At 28.0% G+C, this 15,606-nt stretch carries 17 protein-coding genes; 3 read left to right on the top strand and 14 right to left on the bottom strand.

Annotation, left to right across the window (positions count from 1 at the left end; genetic code table 11):
• Window positions 1-101: 101 nt before the first annotated feature.
• The gene (locus tag BMY82_RS01330) at window positions 102-1,241 is read left to right on the top strand and encodes a tyrosine-type recombinase/integrase (protein ID WP_091973651.1); all 1,140 of its coding nucleotides are present in this window, start codon (window positions 102-104) and stop codon (window positions 1,239-1,241) included.
• 99 nt (window positions 1,242-1,340) lie between these two features.
• On the opposite strand, the gene BMY82_RS01325 is transcribed toward BMY82_RS01330, so the two are convergent.
• Window positions 1,341-1,898, bottom strand: coding sequence for a hypothetical protein (locus BMY82_RS01325; RefSeq protein ID WP_091973648.1), 558 nt, complete (start codon window positions 1,896-1,898; stop codon window positions 1,341-1,343).
• A 227-nt stretch (window positions 1,899-2,125) separates the two neighbouring features.
• Here BMY82_RS01325 and lexA point away from each other — a divergent pair, with 227 nt between their 5' ends.
• Window positions 2,126-2,764, top strand: coding sequence for a transcriptional repressor LexA (gene lexA, locus BMY82_RS01320; RefSeq protein ID WP_091973645.1), 639 nt, complete (start codon window positions 2,126-2,128; stop codon window positions 2,762-2,764).
• A 172-nt stretch (window positions 2,765-2,936) separates the two neighbouring features.
• On the opposite strand, the gene bsh is transcribed toward lexA, so the two are convergent.
• The 9 genes from bsh to BMY82_RS01275 form a co-directional block, all read right to left on the bottom strand.
• Window positions 2,937-3,908: a choloylglycine hydrolase gene (gene bsh / locus BMY82_RS01315; protein WP_091973642.1), complete on the bottom strand. Its 972-nt coding sequence runs from the start codon at window positions 3,906-3,908 to the stop codon at window positions 2,937-2,939.
• A 232-nt stretch (window positions 3,909-4,140) separates the two neighbouring features.
• A complete protein-coding gene (locus BMY82_RS01310; protein WP_091973639.1) occupies window positions 4,141-5,244 on the bottom strand; it encodes a DUF3810 family protein in 1,104 nt (367 codons plus the stop codon).
• Window positions 5,245-5,499: 255 nt separating this feature from the next.
• The gene (locus BMY82_RS01305) at window positions 5,500-6,792 is read right to left on the bottom strand and encodes a hypothetical protein (RefSeq protein WP_091973635.1); all 1,293 of its coding nucleotides are present in this window, start codon (window positions 6,790-6,792) and stop codon (window positions 5,500-5,502) included.
• Complete coding sequence (locus BMY82_RS01300) at window positions 6,793-7,698, bottom strand: hypothetical protein (protein ID WP_091973632.1); 906 nt, start codon at window positions 7,696-7,698, stop codon at window positions 6,793-6,795. It lies immediately after the preceding gene.
• Between the two features lie 9 nt (window positions 7,699-7,707).
• The gene (locus BMY82_RS01295; RefSeq protein WP_144019708.1) at window positions 7,708-8,316 is read right to left on the bottom strand and encodes a hypothetical protein; all 609 of its coding nucleotides are present in this window, start codon (window positions 8,314-8,316) and stop codon (window positions 7,708-7,710) included.
• Window positions 8,317-8,530: 214 nt separating this feature from the next.
• A complete protein-coding gene (locus BMY82_RS01290) occupies window positions 8,531-9,250 on the bottom strand; it encodes an ABC transporter ATP-binding protein (protein ID WP_091973624.1) in 720 nt (239 codons plus the stop codon).
• 18 nt (window positions 9,251-9,268) lie between these two features.
• On the bottom strand, window positions 9,269-9,673 hold the full coding sequence (locus BMY82_RS01285; RefSeq protein ID WP_242938880.1) for a GntR family transcriptional regulator: 405 nt from the start codon (window positions 9,671-9,673) through the stop codon (window positions 9,269-9,271).
• A 343-nt stretch (window positions 9,674-10,016) separates the two neighbouring features.
• Window positions 10,017-10,325, bottom strand: a complete 309-nt coding sequence (locus tag BMY82_RS01280) for a GIY-YIG nuclease family protein (protein WP_091973620.1) — start codon at window positions 10,323-10,325, stop codon at window positions 10,017-10,019.
• Window positions 10,325-10,942: an NUDIX hydrolase gene (locus tag BMY82_RS01275; RefSeq protein ID WP_091973617.1), complete on the bottom strand. Its 618-nt coding sequence runs from the start codon at window positions 10,940-10,942 to the stop codon at window positions 10,325-10,327. Before BMY82_RS01275 ends, BMY82_RS01280 begins: the two co-directional genes overlap by 1 nt.
• 180 nt (window positions 10,943-11,122) lie before the next feature.
• Between BMY82_RS01275 and BMY82_RS01270 the strand changes: the two genes are divergently transcribed.
• Entirely contained in the window at window positions 11,123-11,389 is a 267-nt protein-coding gene (locus tag BMY82_RS01270) for a hypothetical protein (RefSeq protein WP_091973614.1), read from the top strand.
• A 91-nt stretch (window positions 11,390-11,480) separates the two neighbouring features.
• Here BMY82_RS01270 and BMY82_RS01265 read toward each other — a convergent pair whose 3' ends face one another.
• From BMY82_RS01265 to BMY82_RS01250, 4 genes are all read right to left on the bottom strand, one after another.
• Window positions 11,481-12,314, bottom strand: coding sequence for an Mrp/NBP35 family ATP-binding protein (locus tag BMY82_RS01265; protein WP_091973609.1), 834 nt, complete (start codon window positions 12,312-12,314; stop codon window positions 11,481-11,483).
• 139 nt (window positions 12,315-12,453) lie between these two features.
• Window positions 12,454-13,473 (bottom strand): adenosine deaminase, encoded by a 1,020-nt coding sequence (gene add, locus BMY82_RS01260; protein ID WP_091973606.1) that lies wholly within the window; start codon window positions 13,471-13,473, stop codon window positions 12,454-12,456.
• Window positions 13,474-13,583: 110 nt separating this feature from the next.
• Window positions 13,584-14,612 (bottom strand): ABC transporter ATP-binding protein, encoded by a 1,029-nt coding sequence (locus BMY82_RS01255; protein ID WP_091973603.1) that lies wholly within the window; start codon window positions 14,610-14,612, stop codon window positions 13,584-13,586.
• 115 nt (window positions 14,613-14,727) lie between these two features.
• On the bottom strand, window positions 14,728-15,555 hold the full coding sequence (locus tag BMY82_RS01250; protein WP_242938879.1) for an ABC transporter permease: 828 nt from the start codon (window positions 15,553-15,555) through the stop codon (window positions 14,728-14,730).
• Window positions 15,556-15,606: the final 51 nt, after the last annotated feature.

Genomic DNA, 15,606 nt, shown 5'->3' with positions numbered 1-15,606 from the left:
TTTAAATCTTTACAATAAAATAAGAAAATACACTATCTGATAAAAATTTGGTATAATGTATTTATGAAGATTTTTTATAAATAAAAGAAGGAGGCATAATTTTGGCGATAAAAGTTAATAATAAATCATCAAAACCTGATAACATAGTTATCAGAGATAATAGTGTTATTGAAGATTGCGAAAAAATAGAATCAGAGCTTCCTAGCTTTATGAGAGATTACTTTGTATATCTTAGGGGCTCTGTGGCATCTACTACAAGAAGAGCTTATCTTCAGGATATAAAGTTCTTCTGTAACTATATAGTAGGAACAGATTTGTTTACAAGTGCTGAAAATATAAAGGATATTACTCTTGAAGAATTTAGTGAAATAGGATCAAGAGATATTAATTTATTTCTTGGAGACTATTGCAATAGATATTATAAAGAAATAAACAATGAAAGAGTACTATATGAAAATAACAATAAGGCTCTTGCTAGGAAAAAATCCTCTATATCCACTCTATTTAAATTTCTATTTAGAAACGGTCAACTTAAAGAGGATATAACAGGTGGTTTTAACCCTATCAAGCTTCCTAAACCCCAACCAGATGCTATAAAGCGTATGGATATAGATGAGGTTGCTATAATGCTCGATGCAGTAGAAAATGGTAGTGGACTTACAGACAAGGAAAAGGAATATTGGATGAAAACCAAGCTTAGAGATAGAGCTATATTGGTGCTTTTCGTAACATATGGTCTTAGATTAAATGAGTTAAGGGAACTTAATATTTCTTCATTTAACTTTTCAAGAGGAGAATTTGTTATATTTAGAAAGCGTGGTAAAGAAGTACTAATGCCTATTAATGATGCCTGCGAAAAAGTAGTTAAAGAATACATAGAACTTGAAAGACCAAAAAATGAATTAGTCGCTGAAGAATATCATGATGCTTTATTTTTATCTCTTCAGAAAAAAAGAATGACTGCAAAATCTATAAGACTTTTGGTAAAAAAATACACTTCTATAGGAATGAAAACAGAAAGAAGTAGAGGTTACAGTCCACACAAGCTAAGAGCAACGGCAGCAACGTCTCTTATACAAACGGGCTTTTCAATATATGATGTTCAAAATTTGCTAGATCACGATAATGTAACTACTACACAGCTTTATGCTGCTCATAGAAAAAATGTTAAAAGAGATATTGTTAAAAATTTCGATTGGCTTGATGAAGACAGTGTTCTAGGTGAAAAAAGAGATGACTAAATCTCTTATAAACTTCTAAAAGAAATGAACAACAAGATATAAAAATTAGTAAACAAACAAATTTAAAAATCAGGAGCTTTAATGCCCCTGATTTTTACTTTAATCTATTTTTTCAACATAAATATATGTTCCATTTAATTCTGATACCTTTACGTTATTACCAAGGATTAGTTTGTCTTTAGAATAAACATTTACATTCTGTGAATTTAAATCCATAATATATTTTCCCTTACCACAGTCTTTTACAATCTTTCCAGTTCTGTTCATATATTTGTTAATCATTTTCTGTCTATTATTTCGCCCAAGCTCTCTTGCAATAATTATTAATATATCTATAGCTATAACACTTAGAATCAAACCAAATTTAAAAGATAAAAGAACTATAACAACAGCAGCTGCAACAAAGCTATTCATTACACCTAAAGTTAAAGTCTTACCTGTTACAAAGGGATCCTCACTCTTACTTTCAAAATAAGATATAATTACTACAATAATGGCACCTAAAAATCCAATATAGGAAAAGATAGAAACTTCAGAAGTAGCTAGAAAGTATCTTTTTAAAAATATAAAAATAAGTGCAGATGTTACTGTCGTGATTAAAATTGAAATAAAATCCTTTTTTCTTAGATAACTTAATTTTTCTTTTCTACTTTTCATTTGAAGCACTCCTCTCATAAGAAATAAAAATATTGTCTGTGTTTATCCTTTATCTTATTATATATCTTGAAAAATATTTTTTCAATTTTTATAAAATAACTATACGATATTAAAGTTCTTAATTTTATTTGCTATAAAACTGCGGAAAAAGCCTAATTAGTATTTTCTTGAACATATGTTCACTGTATGGTATAATATTAATAACTTATATCATAAAGGAGATATTTATGTACGAAGACTTGAAGGAAAAAGATATTGCCGTTCTTGATTATATAAAAGAACATTGTGGTGCGAAGGGATATCCACCTTCAGTAAGAGAGATTTGTAAAAAGGCGGATATAAAATCTACTTCTACTGTTTTTGCAGTTCTTAAAAGACTTGAAAAACTTGAATATATAAGAAAAGATCCTACAAAGCCTAGAGCTATTGAAATACTAGATAAGAGTATAGAAAACAATGATGCAATAGGTCTTAATGCGGAGATTCTAAACCTTCCTTTATTAGGGCAAATAGCAGCTGGAGAACCAATTTTAGCTGCACAAAATATCGATGAATATGTACCGCTTCCAGCTTCACATATTCAAGGTAAAAATTGTTTTCTTCTAAAGGTAAAGGGCGATAGTATGATTGAGGCAGGAATCTTTGAAAGGGACTATATAGTAGTAGATGCTTCTCAGACAACTCCTTCACAGGGGAAAATTGTTGCTGCTTTAATAAATGGAGATGATGCAACAGTTAAGAGATTTTATAAAAAAGACGGTAAAATAATTTTAAAACCAGAGAACTCTTTATATAGCGATATGGTATTTGAAGCTAATGAAGTAGAAATACTTGGAACAGTTACTGGTTTATTTAGAACGTTTTAGAATTAACTGTCTTAATTAGTTACTATCTTTTGGATTAATTCTAGAAATAATTTTAGGTATGTTTATCTAATAAAGTAAAGAGCTAGGTCACTATTTATATGGACTTAGCTCTTTTATTTATAACAAAATATTAAATTTTAGTCTTCTCTAGCTTATACCGTATAGCAACAATTTAGTTCAAATCAGAAATTCCAGTTTCATCTGGCAGTGGGAAATCAAGTAGTATATGAGAGTTGAGATTTTCTCTATGCATATCTATTGCATAAACCTTAAGATTATCATATGTCTTGAAATAATAAATCCCCTTAGAAGCATCGATACAACATGAGTACGATGTTATATCATATAAATTACTTTCCGTAATCACACTTCCTCTTATCATTGACACTTGATCTAAAATTTTAAATACCTCTGTTACGGCTCTCTTACTTGGAGAGTTAAGTGATACATACTTATTATATACAGTTCTAACAAATCTAGACATAGGAGATGAATCACCAGGTAAACCTACTGCTCCCATACCCTGACCATAAGAATTAGGTACTATCTTATCTGAGTAGCAAGATTTAGGATTTCTAGGACTAAGATTCATATAATTTTCCAAATTAACCCTATGTGCAGGAAATGATGGATTATTAGTAAGAACACCTATGTCATTATCATAGATATGTAATCCTTGTTCGTCTTGCTCTATAACAATACAATCCTTGCTGTCTGCAAGTACAAAATGTAAAGGAGCAAGTGGCATATCATCTCTAAACCTAATATCGATTATATTGATATTTTCTACTGTGCTTCTAGCTTCTTCAACAGTTTTAAACTTTGTAAGTATATATGGAATCAGTTCATATGGAGCTAAATTCACCTTATTGTCTTTGGCTTCAAAATACTTTGCGCTTTTAGGAAAGTTAAGACTTGCCATACAAAGACCATACTCATTTACAGCCTCTGCATATAGCGGAAAATTATCAGTAATATTAGCCATCCCCATTATTGCGTAAGAAGATAAGCTTTTCTTTTGCATTTTCCACTTCCAAGGATACTTTCTTGGAGATATAACAACTCTTTCTCCGAAGCTATACTCTATATCCATATTTCTTCCAACAAAAAAATCATCTTTCTTATAGGTAAAAAATGTACACATATATATTACCTCACCTTCTTCAATATTCTTTTATTTTAAAACAATATAGCATATAAATCTATATTTTTCCTTAAAAGCAAATTTTGGACATCTGTAACTCGCTTTATTTTACAGATAAAAAAGCCGCTATTAGACATATCTTATTTTTACAATAGCTTAAGTTTATATTTTTATAATTTTTACAATAAAAAAGAGACTACCAATATATAAGTAGTCTCTTGTGAACTCATTACTAATATGTAAACAGAGAATAATAGCTTGCTATTAAATCGGTAACCTGTGTATCAATATCTTCGACTCTTATATCTCCATTTAGTCTTTTGAATTTATACATGAACTGATCTTTTAACTCGGTTCCAAATCCATATTGAGATTGGTAAGCTTCTATAGTATTCAAATCTCGTCTAATTTCTGGATCAAGATTAACGATTAAATTATTGTAATCTATTTTATCGTTTGTTCTAAGTGTAGATATTACATATTCAAGAGCTGAAAGGTAACCCGAGTATTTGAACTTAGGATCAGTATTGTTTATACATGCTAAATAAGCATAAAAACAAGCCTCATCTTCTCTAGCAACACCTCTTTGATAAGCCATATATTTTGAAACGATAAACGGAAGATACTCACTGGGTACATTTTTATTTATACTTATCTCATTTGTTAGGTCATAATGTCTTCCATCAAGCCCAAAAAAGTTAAATACTGGAGACTTTATAGAGGCTTTAGCGTTACCGTAGTTACCTTCAAGAGTAGGAAACATATCGGAAATCATTCTATAGCCTTCATCCGCTTGCTCTGATACAAGATTCAAATTATTAGTAGAATACTTTGTCTCTGAATCAAGTGCCAATTTTCTCGTTTCTTTTGCTTTATCTACCAAAAAATTATAAACTTCGACTCTTTTTGCGTTATCAATATCCACCTTTATGTTAGTAGCATACTTGCTGTTATACTTGTCTATAAGCACCTTTTTTACAGGAGTTGTGTGATAGTTCAATCCAAACACAATAATATATACAAAAAATAAGATAGAAGACACATTTACAATCCCCCAAAATAGTTTGTAAAGAAACTCAAACACATTTGAAGTCTTTTTCAGTCTTCTAACTAGAGTTACCACACAATATATTATTAAGCCTATAAATACAAGTGTCAGAATATCTCCTACTGGAAATGGTATGTAACTGAACAAGTTGCTTAGTTTTTCTCTTATAAATTTATTAATTACATTAGTATATATAAGTTCAGTAGCCTTATTATATTTTGAAGCTAATCCTATAAAAAATATAGAAATTAGAAACAAAAATAAAGGTCTTACTCTAAACTTAAACAAAAACCTCACCTCCAACTAACAGTCTATATTATACCACAATTTATATTCATTGTATACATTTGAATAATAATGTTTTAAAACGTTGATTTTAAGCCGTTTTTCATTTTATTTTAAAGATTAAAAGCAAGTTATATTTAGCTAAACTTCAAGTATAAAGCACTTTAAATATTTCAATGAAAAAGCACATTATCTTTTTAAATAAATCAAACCTTCAAGTAGATATTATTTAAGTCAAGTAATGTGCTTTTTTATCACTTATTTACTTATTTTATCAGAAATATACATAGCACTGACATTTGCGTTAAAGTTTGCCCTTATTATTCCTCTGTAAATCTCTTTTTTCTTGTCTAGATCTAGAATACTCACCTTAAATATAGGGTTCATATTATAACTTCTAGGATTAGAAATCATAAGTGAATTTTCTGCTATAAAAATCACTTTATTATCTTTTACAAAGAAACGAGACGCTGGAGATTGAAGCCAAAATCCATAATCATAGTTTTTATCTTTTGACACTTTATTTCCATTTTTATCAAAGTTCATTTCTGATAACTTAGAGTCTGCAGAATTTCTTTTGATTCCTGTCTCAGAAGTAACAGAAGAAGATAAACTATTATTTTTATATTCTATTTCCCTTATATATTGTACATTGCCCTTTAAGTATATGTAGTATAATTTATTTTCATAGTTTACAAAAAATGAATCATCATATTCTAATTCTGGAAACAAATCTTTTTCTACATTTCTTACTTTTTCAAAAGTATTTTCTTCCGGACTATATAAATAAACATCAATAGTATCTCCTATTTTAAAAGCTAAAAATGATTTTCCGTCAATTTGAAAGGCTTTAGAGTATTTTTCTATGCTATAGCTTTTACCATCTTCCTCTTTCTTTGAAACATTATTTATAGTAAAACTTTTACTTCCAAACTCACTATAGGAATTGCCTTTTTTAGATAACTTTAAAGAAAGCATTTCAAGAGTCAATTTACTAGGAGGGTTCTCTTGCATATTATCATCCATAAAATATCCTATAATATATTTTTCTCCTTTGTATTCTAGCAAAGAATAATCCTGATAATTATAATCTTTAAATTTATTCAAAAGACCATTATCCTTTATTAAAAATTTTCTACGTTCTCCTTTAATAGTATCATTGTAAAGTATATAAGATTTATATACATCGTTAAATACTGAAACATTGTAGTAATTAATATTATACTTATCCTTATCTTTACTTGAAAAAACAAATTTATTATCTTCTATAGAGATATTATTTAAATCACTATTCTCCTTTCCAGATATTAATATTGAATTTTTTATTCTTATATTTTTATTTTCAGGCGTTTTAGAATTTATTAAACCTTGTAGATACTCTAAATTATTTGAATAAATAAGGTTAATATCATCAAAGTATTTTTGATCACCGCTTAGGCTTTCAACTGTAAATTTTTCTTTAGTAAAGTGTTTAAATATTGTAGATACTAAAATAAGTGATAGTATCAAGGATATTAGTATAAATGCACCTTTTTTTGAACTTTTTAACATTTAAACACCTCCTCTAAATTTTCTTTTGCTAATTTTCACGTCAATTATAAATAAAATCAAAAACATTACAGGAAATACAAACATTCCTAAGTAAAATGGGTTTATGTTTAATATCAGACTATTTCCTACTTCTAAATCTGTACTTAGCATAAAGCTTTCATAAATTTGCATATATATTATTAATGCAATCATGCCTATTCCACATATAACAAGTATTGCAATAGAAAATATTTTCTTTACAATGTTTTTACCTGAGCTTTGAACAAAAAATATGTCTGCTATTGTTTGAATTCCTGCTATACAAACAGGGACAAACATAAATGTTATAAATACTGCTATTGGGGGATCTGTTGGTATGAAAATAAGCTCTGGATAAAACAAGCCCATTGCTCCAGTATAATACTTACCTAACAGAATCTTTTGTAATATATCTATTATAATTAAAGCACAGGAAAGAGAAAGCAAATAATATATATATATACTAAGTCCACATAAGATTCTTGAAAGCTTTATTTTCCATATTTTAACTGGTAAACAAGAATCAATATAGTAACTTTTATTTTTCTTCTTAAAACTCCTTATAGCCACTCCAAATGACATTAAAACTGCTAGTACAGCTCCTATTACTTTTAAAATAGCTGATATAAAAATGAAATCTTCCGTAAAAGATATTCCAGCTATTGAATTTTCTAGTATTTCAGCTGACATATTTGAAGTTATATTTGTATTTCTTAAAGACATTTCAACAACTTTTTTTGCCTCTAAAACATTCATACCATAGCCATTTTGAAAAAATATTGTAAAGCACGATATAATAAAAAATAGTATAGCAAACAATGTCATTATCAGGAATTTTGTTTTATTCTTTTTAAGTTCGTAATAGTATAAACTTAATAATTGATTCATAACATCCTCCTAAAAATCTAGTTTTCTTCTTATAATATATGAATTTAAAAGTACACTCCCTATTAATATTAAAATTGAGTTAATTATATTACCTGATGACAAATTATGAAAAATCACTTCAAATAATAATATAAATATCAAATCTATAATATTAGAAATCAAATGTATATTACTTATAAATATTATTAAAATTAAAATAGCAGTAATAATGGCTGAAACTATTTTAGCTCCATATCTATAAAATATCATATAAAAAAGAATGCAGTATGAGGCTATAGCAGGCCAAGATATAAACAATCTAAATATAATATTTTTTATTGAAAGATTCCAGATAGGTATAAGTTCGCCAAAAGCATTAATAGATGTTGTATTTTTAAAGCCATCGTAGACATTATACAAATGAGAATATTCTATTTTTGAAAGACTACTTAGAATATAAGTGTAGTTTAATTTTAGCAAAATATAGAATAAAACATACTGTATTGCTATAAATATTACTGCTTCTAAAATAATAGAGATCACATGAAATGCTCTGTTTACTGGTATTTGCATGGTTGTATATAAAGTCCCAAAGTAATCTGAAAATCTAATATGTATAGTTGTCAATACAAATAGCATAAATAAAACCGTCTCAAATAATAAAAAGGTTTCTATTTTAAAATTTAAATTCAGGGTAAGCTCAATGCCATTTGATATATGATTCATAATAGCAGCATCTATGCTAAATTTACAAATTAAAAATATTATTATAAAAGATAAAATGGATATAATATTAAATGATATAAATATTTTCAGATTTTGTCTAATATTAACTTTAAATAATTTTAAATACTTAATCATCTATAGACACCTCTCTGATTTTATCTTTTATAGATTTTCCTTCATTAAATCTCATTTCTTCGGCATCGAATTTAGCAGCTACTCTTCCATCAGAAAGAATAATCACATCATCTACAATCTGCTCAATTTCATCAATTTCATGTGTAGTAATAATTACAGACTGATCATTATCTATATATCTAGCAATAATACTTACGAATTCTTGTCTTTTGAAAATATCTATGCCATTAAAAGGTTCATCAAGAAGAATATACTTCATGTCTAAAGCAAAACTTAGAATAAGTTTTACTTTTGCAATATTTCCTTTTGAAAGAGAATCTATTATATCATTTTTATTAAGATTAAAAAATTCCATCATTTCATCTGCTTTTTCTTGATTCCAAGTTTTATAAAAATCCTTATAGAAATTCATCATATCCTCTATTGTAAATGAAGGAAAATGAGTTTCACAATCTGGAACGAAAATAAGTTTTTCATATATTTTTTCACTTATTTTTTCATTGTCGATATAGACTTCACCACTTGTAGTTTGAACCAAGCCAGCTATTATTTTCAACATAGTAGATTTTCCTGCTCCATTTATACCCAAAATAGCGGTTATTTTTCCAGAATCAATATTCAGTGATACATTATCTAAAGCATACTGCATATATTTTTTACCGCCATTTGCACTTTTTTTATATTTTTTTGTAACATTTTTTAGTTGTATCATAATTTCACCTCTTTTTATCTATTTTTCTTTTTTATCCTCAGAAACTTCTTTTATATTATCAAATTCCTTATCAATAAGTTTCAAAACCTGTTCTTTACTTATATTGACAGATTTCATCGTCAATATAAAGTTTTCAAGAGGTTCTTTGATAAATTCATTTCTAAGATTTTCTATAATATTTTTGTTATCTGTAATAGAGCTAAATCTATTTCTTTCAGTCTTTATTAGCCCAATATCTTCCATAAAGGCATATGCCTTCTGAACTGTATTGAGATTAACCCTAGCTTCTCCTGCGAGCTCTCTTCTAGAGGGCATAACATCACCAGGAGAAAGTTCACCTATAAATACTTTTGCTTGGAAATATTTTGCAATTTGTAGGTATATAGGTGTATTATTGTTGAAATTAAATTCAGAAATATTCAATTCTGCACCTCCTAAAGTGTACTATATGACTAGTACATCTATAAGTGTATTATATATCTAGTACACTCTTTAAGCAAGATTATATTTATATTTTATGTAAAAGAAATTATATTTTGTTTTTTAATATTTTTGATATAAAAAAACAAATGTACTCCTATTAAATTTAAATTTATTTTCTTCTAGTATTAAAAAAAGCCTAAAAGAACATCTGTTCTTTTAGGCTTTTTTAGCAATATCTTTTTAAAATAATCGATGTTTTCAATTTTTTATAGTTTATTTTAAAAAATATATATGACTTATTTTGAAAAGTTTATCACTAATTTCTTATATATTTTTATAAATATTATTTTCTTTCATCCGCTGATAGTCTATTTATTGATATATAATCTATATCTAATTTATCTATAATACTATCATCACCTTGAATAAGTTTTTCTTTTTTGCCTTTACTTAGCTTTTTTATTGCACATTCCATTTTCATGGCAAGGCTTTTACTTTCCAATGCTATATACAATTCCAATTTCTTGAATCCATGAGCTCTTACATATTTAGAACCGATTTTATTTTTATGTTCTTCTTCTCTCCTAGCAATATCTGTAGTATAGCCACAATACAGGCTATTGTCCTTACATCTTAATATATATGTATACACTAAAACTTTTTACTCTCCTTTTCCACAAACTCTTTAAGAATTAACCATGCTTTAATGTCAATATTTACATTACTTGCTAGAATCTCTTTTGCCATTTTTCTATCTACATAAATAGGTTCTATTATTTCACTTTCTTCCTGCCCTTTAGTCGAAAACTCTCCCCTTACCTTTCCATAGATTATCGCCAGCGATTCATCAGACATTCCAACTGAAGCAAAAGCTTTGTTACAAGATTTATCTTTATCTATTTCATAAAGTTCTAAGCCAGTTTCCTCATACATTTCTCTTACAGCGGATTCATAAATGTCTTCTCCTGGATCTATAAGTCCAGCAGGAAGAGAATATATATAGTCATTTATAGGCATTCTAAATTCCCTTATTAAGACAAGAGCATCTCTATTAGTTTCCAAAGGTACAATTATAACTGCATCATTTCTAAATTTTTCTTCTTTATATAACATTTTTTTATAGTCTTCTAAATTCTTTCTCGAAGCGACCATCCACTTTTTTTCATTTCCTAACTCTGTTTTATAATAGACTTCAAAAACATTTAGGAATTTTGAGTGGTATACTTCTTCAATTTTAGTTATTTTATTAATTTTTCCAAATTTTCGCATTTTTTCTCCTTTTGTATTTACATATGTTTTAATTAGTTATATAATAAAAATAAGAAAAGAAGGATAACGTTTTCTATAATTAGAATAACTTTAAAACTTGATTTTAAAATCTTTTTTAAAAAATAAATTTCATATTCATCTAGTAAGGCCAGTAGCATTCAGATAAAAGGGGTGATTTAAATGGTAAAAATTAAGACTAGACAAAAACAGTTACAAAGAGAAGATCAAAAAACAAAATTTAGAAAGTTTGTTGAAAACCATGTGCACGATTTCGTTGAAATCAGTTCCTACATAAGTGGTTCTAAGTTATATGGAGTAATCTCCGAGTGTGATCATGTATCCCTAACACTAACTATTACGTACCTTGATGAAGAAAATCCAAATTACAATGAAACAGAATCACTACACATACCTATCAATTCAATTAAATACATTAAGAAGCTCTAGGTTGGTGATTCAATTGAAATAGTCGTTTTGTAAGTTTTTTTGAATATTACTATAATAAGAAGGTACCTTTTAAAAGGTACCTTCTTTTGTTTTATCTGTTTGCACAGAAACTTTCAACTTTGCTTGTAATTCCTTCTATTATACCCTTTAGGTCTGGACTTATTTCTCCAACACCTTCTGTAGAAATCTTTATTATTTCCTTAGACATAGGAAGTTCTCCTAAAAGTTCAACCTTATTGCTATCTAGGAAATTATTTATATCGTCATCATCAAACATTCTGATCTTTTCAGAACAATTTGGACACTGTATATAACTCATATTTTCTATAATTCCTATTACAGGTACATTTAACTGTTGAGTCATGTTAATTGCCTTTGAAACTATCATTGATACTAGATTCTGAGGCATAGAAACCATAACAACACCAGTAATTGGAATAGATTGCATTACTGTAAGAGCAACATCCCCTGTTCCTGGTGGCATATCTATTAGAAGGTAGTCAAGTTCTTCCCATAATACATCTGTATAGAACTGTTTAACTACTCCACCTATCATAGGTCCTCTCCATATTACAGGTGAGTTTTCATCTTCAAGCATAAGGTTAAGTGATATAACCTTTATTCCTGCAGAAGTAGTAACAGGTATTATATTAGTACCATCTGAAAATGCTTTCACATCTCCCATTCTCATAAGTCTTGGAATACTTGGACCAGTAATATCTGCATCAAGTATACCAACTTTATAACCCTGTGCATTTAGCTGCTTAGCGATAAGAGTTGTCATTGTAGATTTACCAACGCCGCCTTTACCACTCATTACACCTATAATGTTTTTTATTTTGTTATTAGGATTGTTTTGAATTCCACACGCTTCTGCATTTGTATTGCAGTTGCCCTTTGATGGACATGTATCACAATTACCCAAATAAAACACCTCCAATTTGTTTTAAAAACTCCTCGTATAAATTGTTCACCTTAAAAGTATTCTGTACAAAAGAAACTTCTAATAAGTAGTAAAGAAAGTACTACAATTTATTTTAGGTTGTTATGTAAAATCAATACTATTATTTATTTAATCTATTTAAGAGTTTTTGTTTAACTTTATCTGAGGCAAAAATTGCCCCAACTGTATTATAATATATTTTTTTATAATCGTCTACATTCATGCAGACAAGTTTTGAAACAATACTGCATTCTTTTGTTTCTGTAGTGTCTGAAACCGTTCTATTATCGGTATTTATAGAAAAAGCAAGTCCATCTTTAAAATATTTTATCAAAGGATGTTTTTCTAGACTTTCTACAGTTTTTGTCTGAAGATTACTAGTAGGACATATTTCTAGAAGTACATTATTTTCCTTGACTAGATTATATACTTCTTCAGATTCTATAGTTCTTACTCCATGTCCTATTCTATCAGCATGCAGAAGCTTTATAGAATCTTTTACATTTTGAGCAGAAGCAGCCTCTCCAGCGTGGATTGTAATTTTGTAACCATACTCTTTGGCAAGTTTCATAGCATTTATAAATTTATAAGCAAAAGCTTCATCCTCTGGACCTGCCAAATCCACAGCACAAACTCCCTTACCTAGAAACTCTTTCCCAGATTCAATAGTACTTATTGCATCTTCTTCAGAGAAGTTTTTCATACAACATAAAATTAGTCCACCTTCAATGTCGTACCTATCCTTTGCATTATTCATCCCTTCAATTGCAGAAGAAATTATTTCCTTCATACTTAGTCCTTTCTGAGTATGAAGAATCGGAGCAAATCTAAGTTCAAGATAAACTACATTTTCCTTGTAGGCATCTTCAAAAACTTCAAATACAAATCTTCTTATTGCCCTTTTGCTCTGTAGAACTTTAAGAGGCATATCAAAGGCACTTAAGTATTCTACAAGTGAGGTACAGTCCTGTGGCGCCTTTAAAATGCTATTTATATTAACTATATCATCTTCACTAATATCAATATTTTGAGTTCTTATTTCTTCTACAACACTATCTGCTCTTAAAGAACCATCCAGATGACAGTGAAGTTCTATTTTGGGAAGCTCTAAAAAATCATTATATCCTAATATTTTTTCCATTTATTCACCTCTTCTTACATCATTATAGATATCTTATTTTCAAAATATATGTCTTGTATTTATTATAAAAGCAAAAAAACTTCTTTACAAGTTTATTTCTTAGTAGAAACTTAGTATAAATTATACTTTTTAATCTTAATATATATTTCTTCACCTAAATTGTATATAGTATTTTTATCCGCTTCTAAAGAAATTTCAATTAGATCTTCTTGAGATTTATCTTTATTATTACAAAATTCCTCTAAAAAAGATTTATCCATTACTTTTGCAAAGTCTAAAGCCTTTATTTTAACAGTATATATATTTCTTGAACCAGAATATTTACAATCTATAACAGTGGCATAGACGCTATCTTCTATTATAGTCTTGGAAGTTATAATATCCTCAACCTTAATAAAAACAGTATTTTCCCCAAGAACTATAAAATTCTTTTCAGCCATAAATTTAGCAACTTCCAATGTTTTAGGCTTTTCATATACTAAGTTTGGTTTATCAAATTGTAAAATTTCTCCATTTAGCATTACAGCAACTCTGTCGCTAAATAAAATAGCTTCCTCCTTGTCGTGAGTAACTAATATCATTGTTATATTATGTTTTTTCTGAAGTTCTATTGTCAGTTCTCTCATTTTTTCTCTTAAATTTGTATCTAAACTTGAATAGGCTTCATCTAAAAGCAAAACTTCTGGTTTTACAGCAAGGGCTCTTGCTAGGGCAACTCTTTGCTTTTCTCCTCCAGAAAGCTGGGATACTTTTTTATTATCATATCCATTTAAACCGATCTCATTTAAAAGATTCTTTACGGTATTATTTATATATTCACTATTCACTTTTCTAACTCTAAGCCCAAAAGCTATATTTTCAAAGACATTCATATGTGGAAATAATAGATTTTCTTGATTGACTATTACTATATTTCTTTTATTAATTTGACAATTAGAAATATCTTTTCCATCTAGTAAGACCCTACCTTCAAAATCGCTAATTATACCTGAAGCTATTTTAAATAAGGTGCTCTTTCCACAGCCTGAAGGACCTAAAATACTTACTCTTTCGCCTTCCCTAACAGATAAATTTAAATTCTCTATAATTTTTTTATCACCATATTTTTTACCTATATTTTCTAAAATTAATTTAAACATAAATTATCAGTATCTCCATTTTATTTTTATTAGAAGCAAGAAAAACTTATATAAGAAAATATTCATTTCCAATAAAGATAAAAATATTTTCATTTTTTGTTTTTATTAAACAAGTTTAATCACTTACTTCCAAAGACACATAGTTTTCCAAACTTTGTTTATACACCCTGCTCATTATATACTCCATAATACTTAACAATAAAATTGTGCTTCCAATAAATATAATTCCATAAACAGAACCCATCATTCTATCTCCAGATTGAATGAATGGAAACATATCCATTGTAAAAGTAACTATCTTTCCACCACCTATTAAATAAACAAGAAAGTACTGGCTAAAAGAAACAATATAGCACATTATTGAAGCCGAAATTACTCCTGGCATAATCATTGGTATAGATATCTTTCTAATTACATCTAGCTTAGATGCCCCTAGCACATAGGCTTGCTCTACATATTTTCTACCTGTAATTATAAAAACTTCCTTTATCATATTAACTGCATATGGTATACATGGAACTACACATACAAGAATTACACCTATATAGGTCCTCGCTATACCAAGCCTAATAAACTGTATATTAAGACCCATACCAATAGATACAGCTGGTATTATAACTGGTGAAAAAACCAACAATTCTACTAGCTTTTTCCCTTTGAAATTTTCAAAAGCCAAAGCCTTTGCACAAGGTATAGAAATAGCTATAGTTATAATCGTAGTCATTATGGATATAAAAATACTGTTTTTTAAGACCTCTAAAACTCTTGTATTATTTTGTATTATATATTTCCATCCTCTTAAAGAAAAATTAGATGGAAATAGATCTGGCCACTTATAGTTATTTATAAAAGACCAAATTATCATGGTAATTATAGGAATAACAATAATAAGTATAGAAACTACAACTATCATTTTTAAAATAAACTTTCTTATATTTATCATAATAAACTTTCCCTCTATTATATATTTATCACCATTAAACTTTATTATTAT

The organism is Peptostreptococcus russellii (assembly GCF_900110295.1).
GTDB lineage: Bacteria > Bacillota > Clostridia > Peptostreptococcales > Peptostreptococcaceae > Peptostreptococcus > Peptostreptococcus russellii_A.
This window is presented reverse-complemented; position numbering and strand designations above follow the sequence as displayed.

What these genes read in the sequence shown, in the direction of transcription:
- BMY82_RS01290 (WP_091973624.1), bottom strand. Translation starts at nt 9,250, where the DNA reads ATGATACAACTAAAAAATGTTACAAAAAAATATAAAAAAAGTGCAAAT.
- BMY82_RS01295 (WP_144019708.1), bottom strand. Translation starts at nt 8,316, where the DNA reads ATGCTATTTGTATTGACAACTATACATATTAGATTTTCAGATTACTTT.
- BMY82_RS01300 (WP_091973632.1), bottom strand. Translation starts at nt 7,698, where the DNA reads ATGAATCAATTATTAAGTTTATACTATTACGAACTTAAAAAGAATAAA.
- BMY82_RS01270 (WP_091973614.1), top strand. Translation starts at nt 11,123, where the DNA reads ATGGTAAAAATTAAGACTAGACAAAAACAGTTACAAAGAGAAGATCAA.
- BMY82_RS01275 (WP_091973617.1), bottom strand. Translation starts at nt 10,942, where the DNA reads ATGCGAAAATTTGGAAAAATTAATAAAATAACTAAAATTGAAGAAGTA.
- lexA (WP_091973645.1), top strand. Translation starts at nt 2,126, where the DNA reads ATGTACGAAGACTTGAAGGAAAAAGATATTGCCGTTCTTGATTATATA.
- BMY82_RS01255 (WP_091973603.1), bottom strand. Translation starts at nt 14,612, where the DNA reads ATGTTTAAATTAATTTTAGAAAATATAGGTAAAAAATATGGTGATAAA.
- add (WP_091973606.1), bottom strand. Translation starts at nt 13,473, where the DNA reads ATGGAAAAAATATTAGGATATAATGATTTTTTAGAGCTTCCCAAAATA.
- BMY82_RS01250 (WP_242938879.1), bottom strand. Translation starts at nt 15,555, where the DNA reads ATGATAAATATAAGAAAGTTTATTTTAAAAATGATAGTTGTAGTTTCT.
- bsh (WP_091973642.1), bottom strand. Translation starts at nt 3,908, where the DNA reads ATGTGTACATTTTTTACCTATAAGAAAGATGATTTTTTTGTTGGAAGA.
- BMY82_RS01325 (WP_091973648.1), bottom strand. Translation starts at nt 1,898, where the DNA reads ATGAAAAGTAGAAAAGAAAAATTAAGTTATCTAAGAAAAAAGGATTTT.
- BMY82_RS01305 (WP_091973635.1), bottom strand. Translation starts at nt 6,792, where the DNA reads ATGTTAAAAAGTTCAAAAAAAGGTGCATTTATACTAATATCCTTGATA.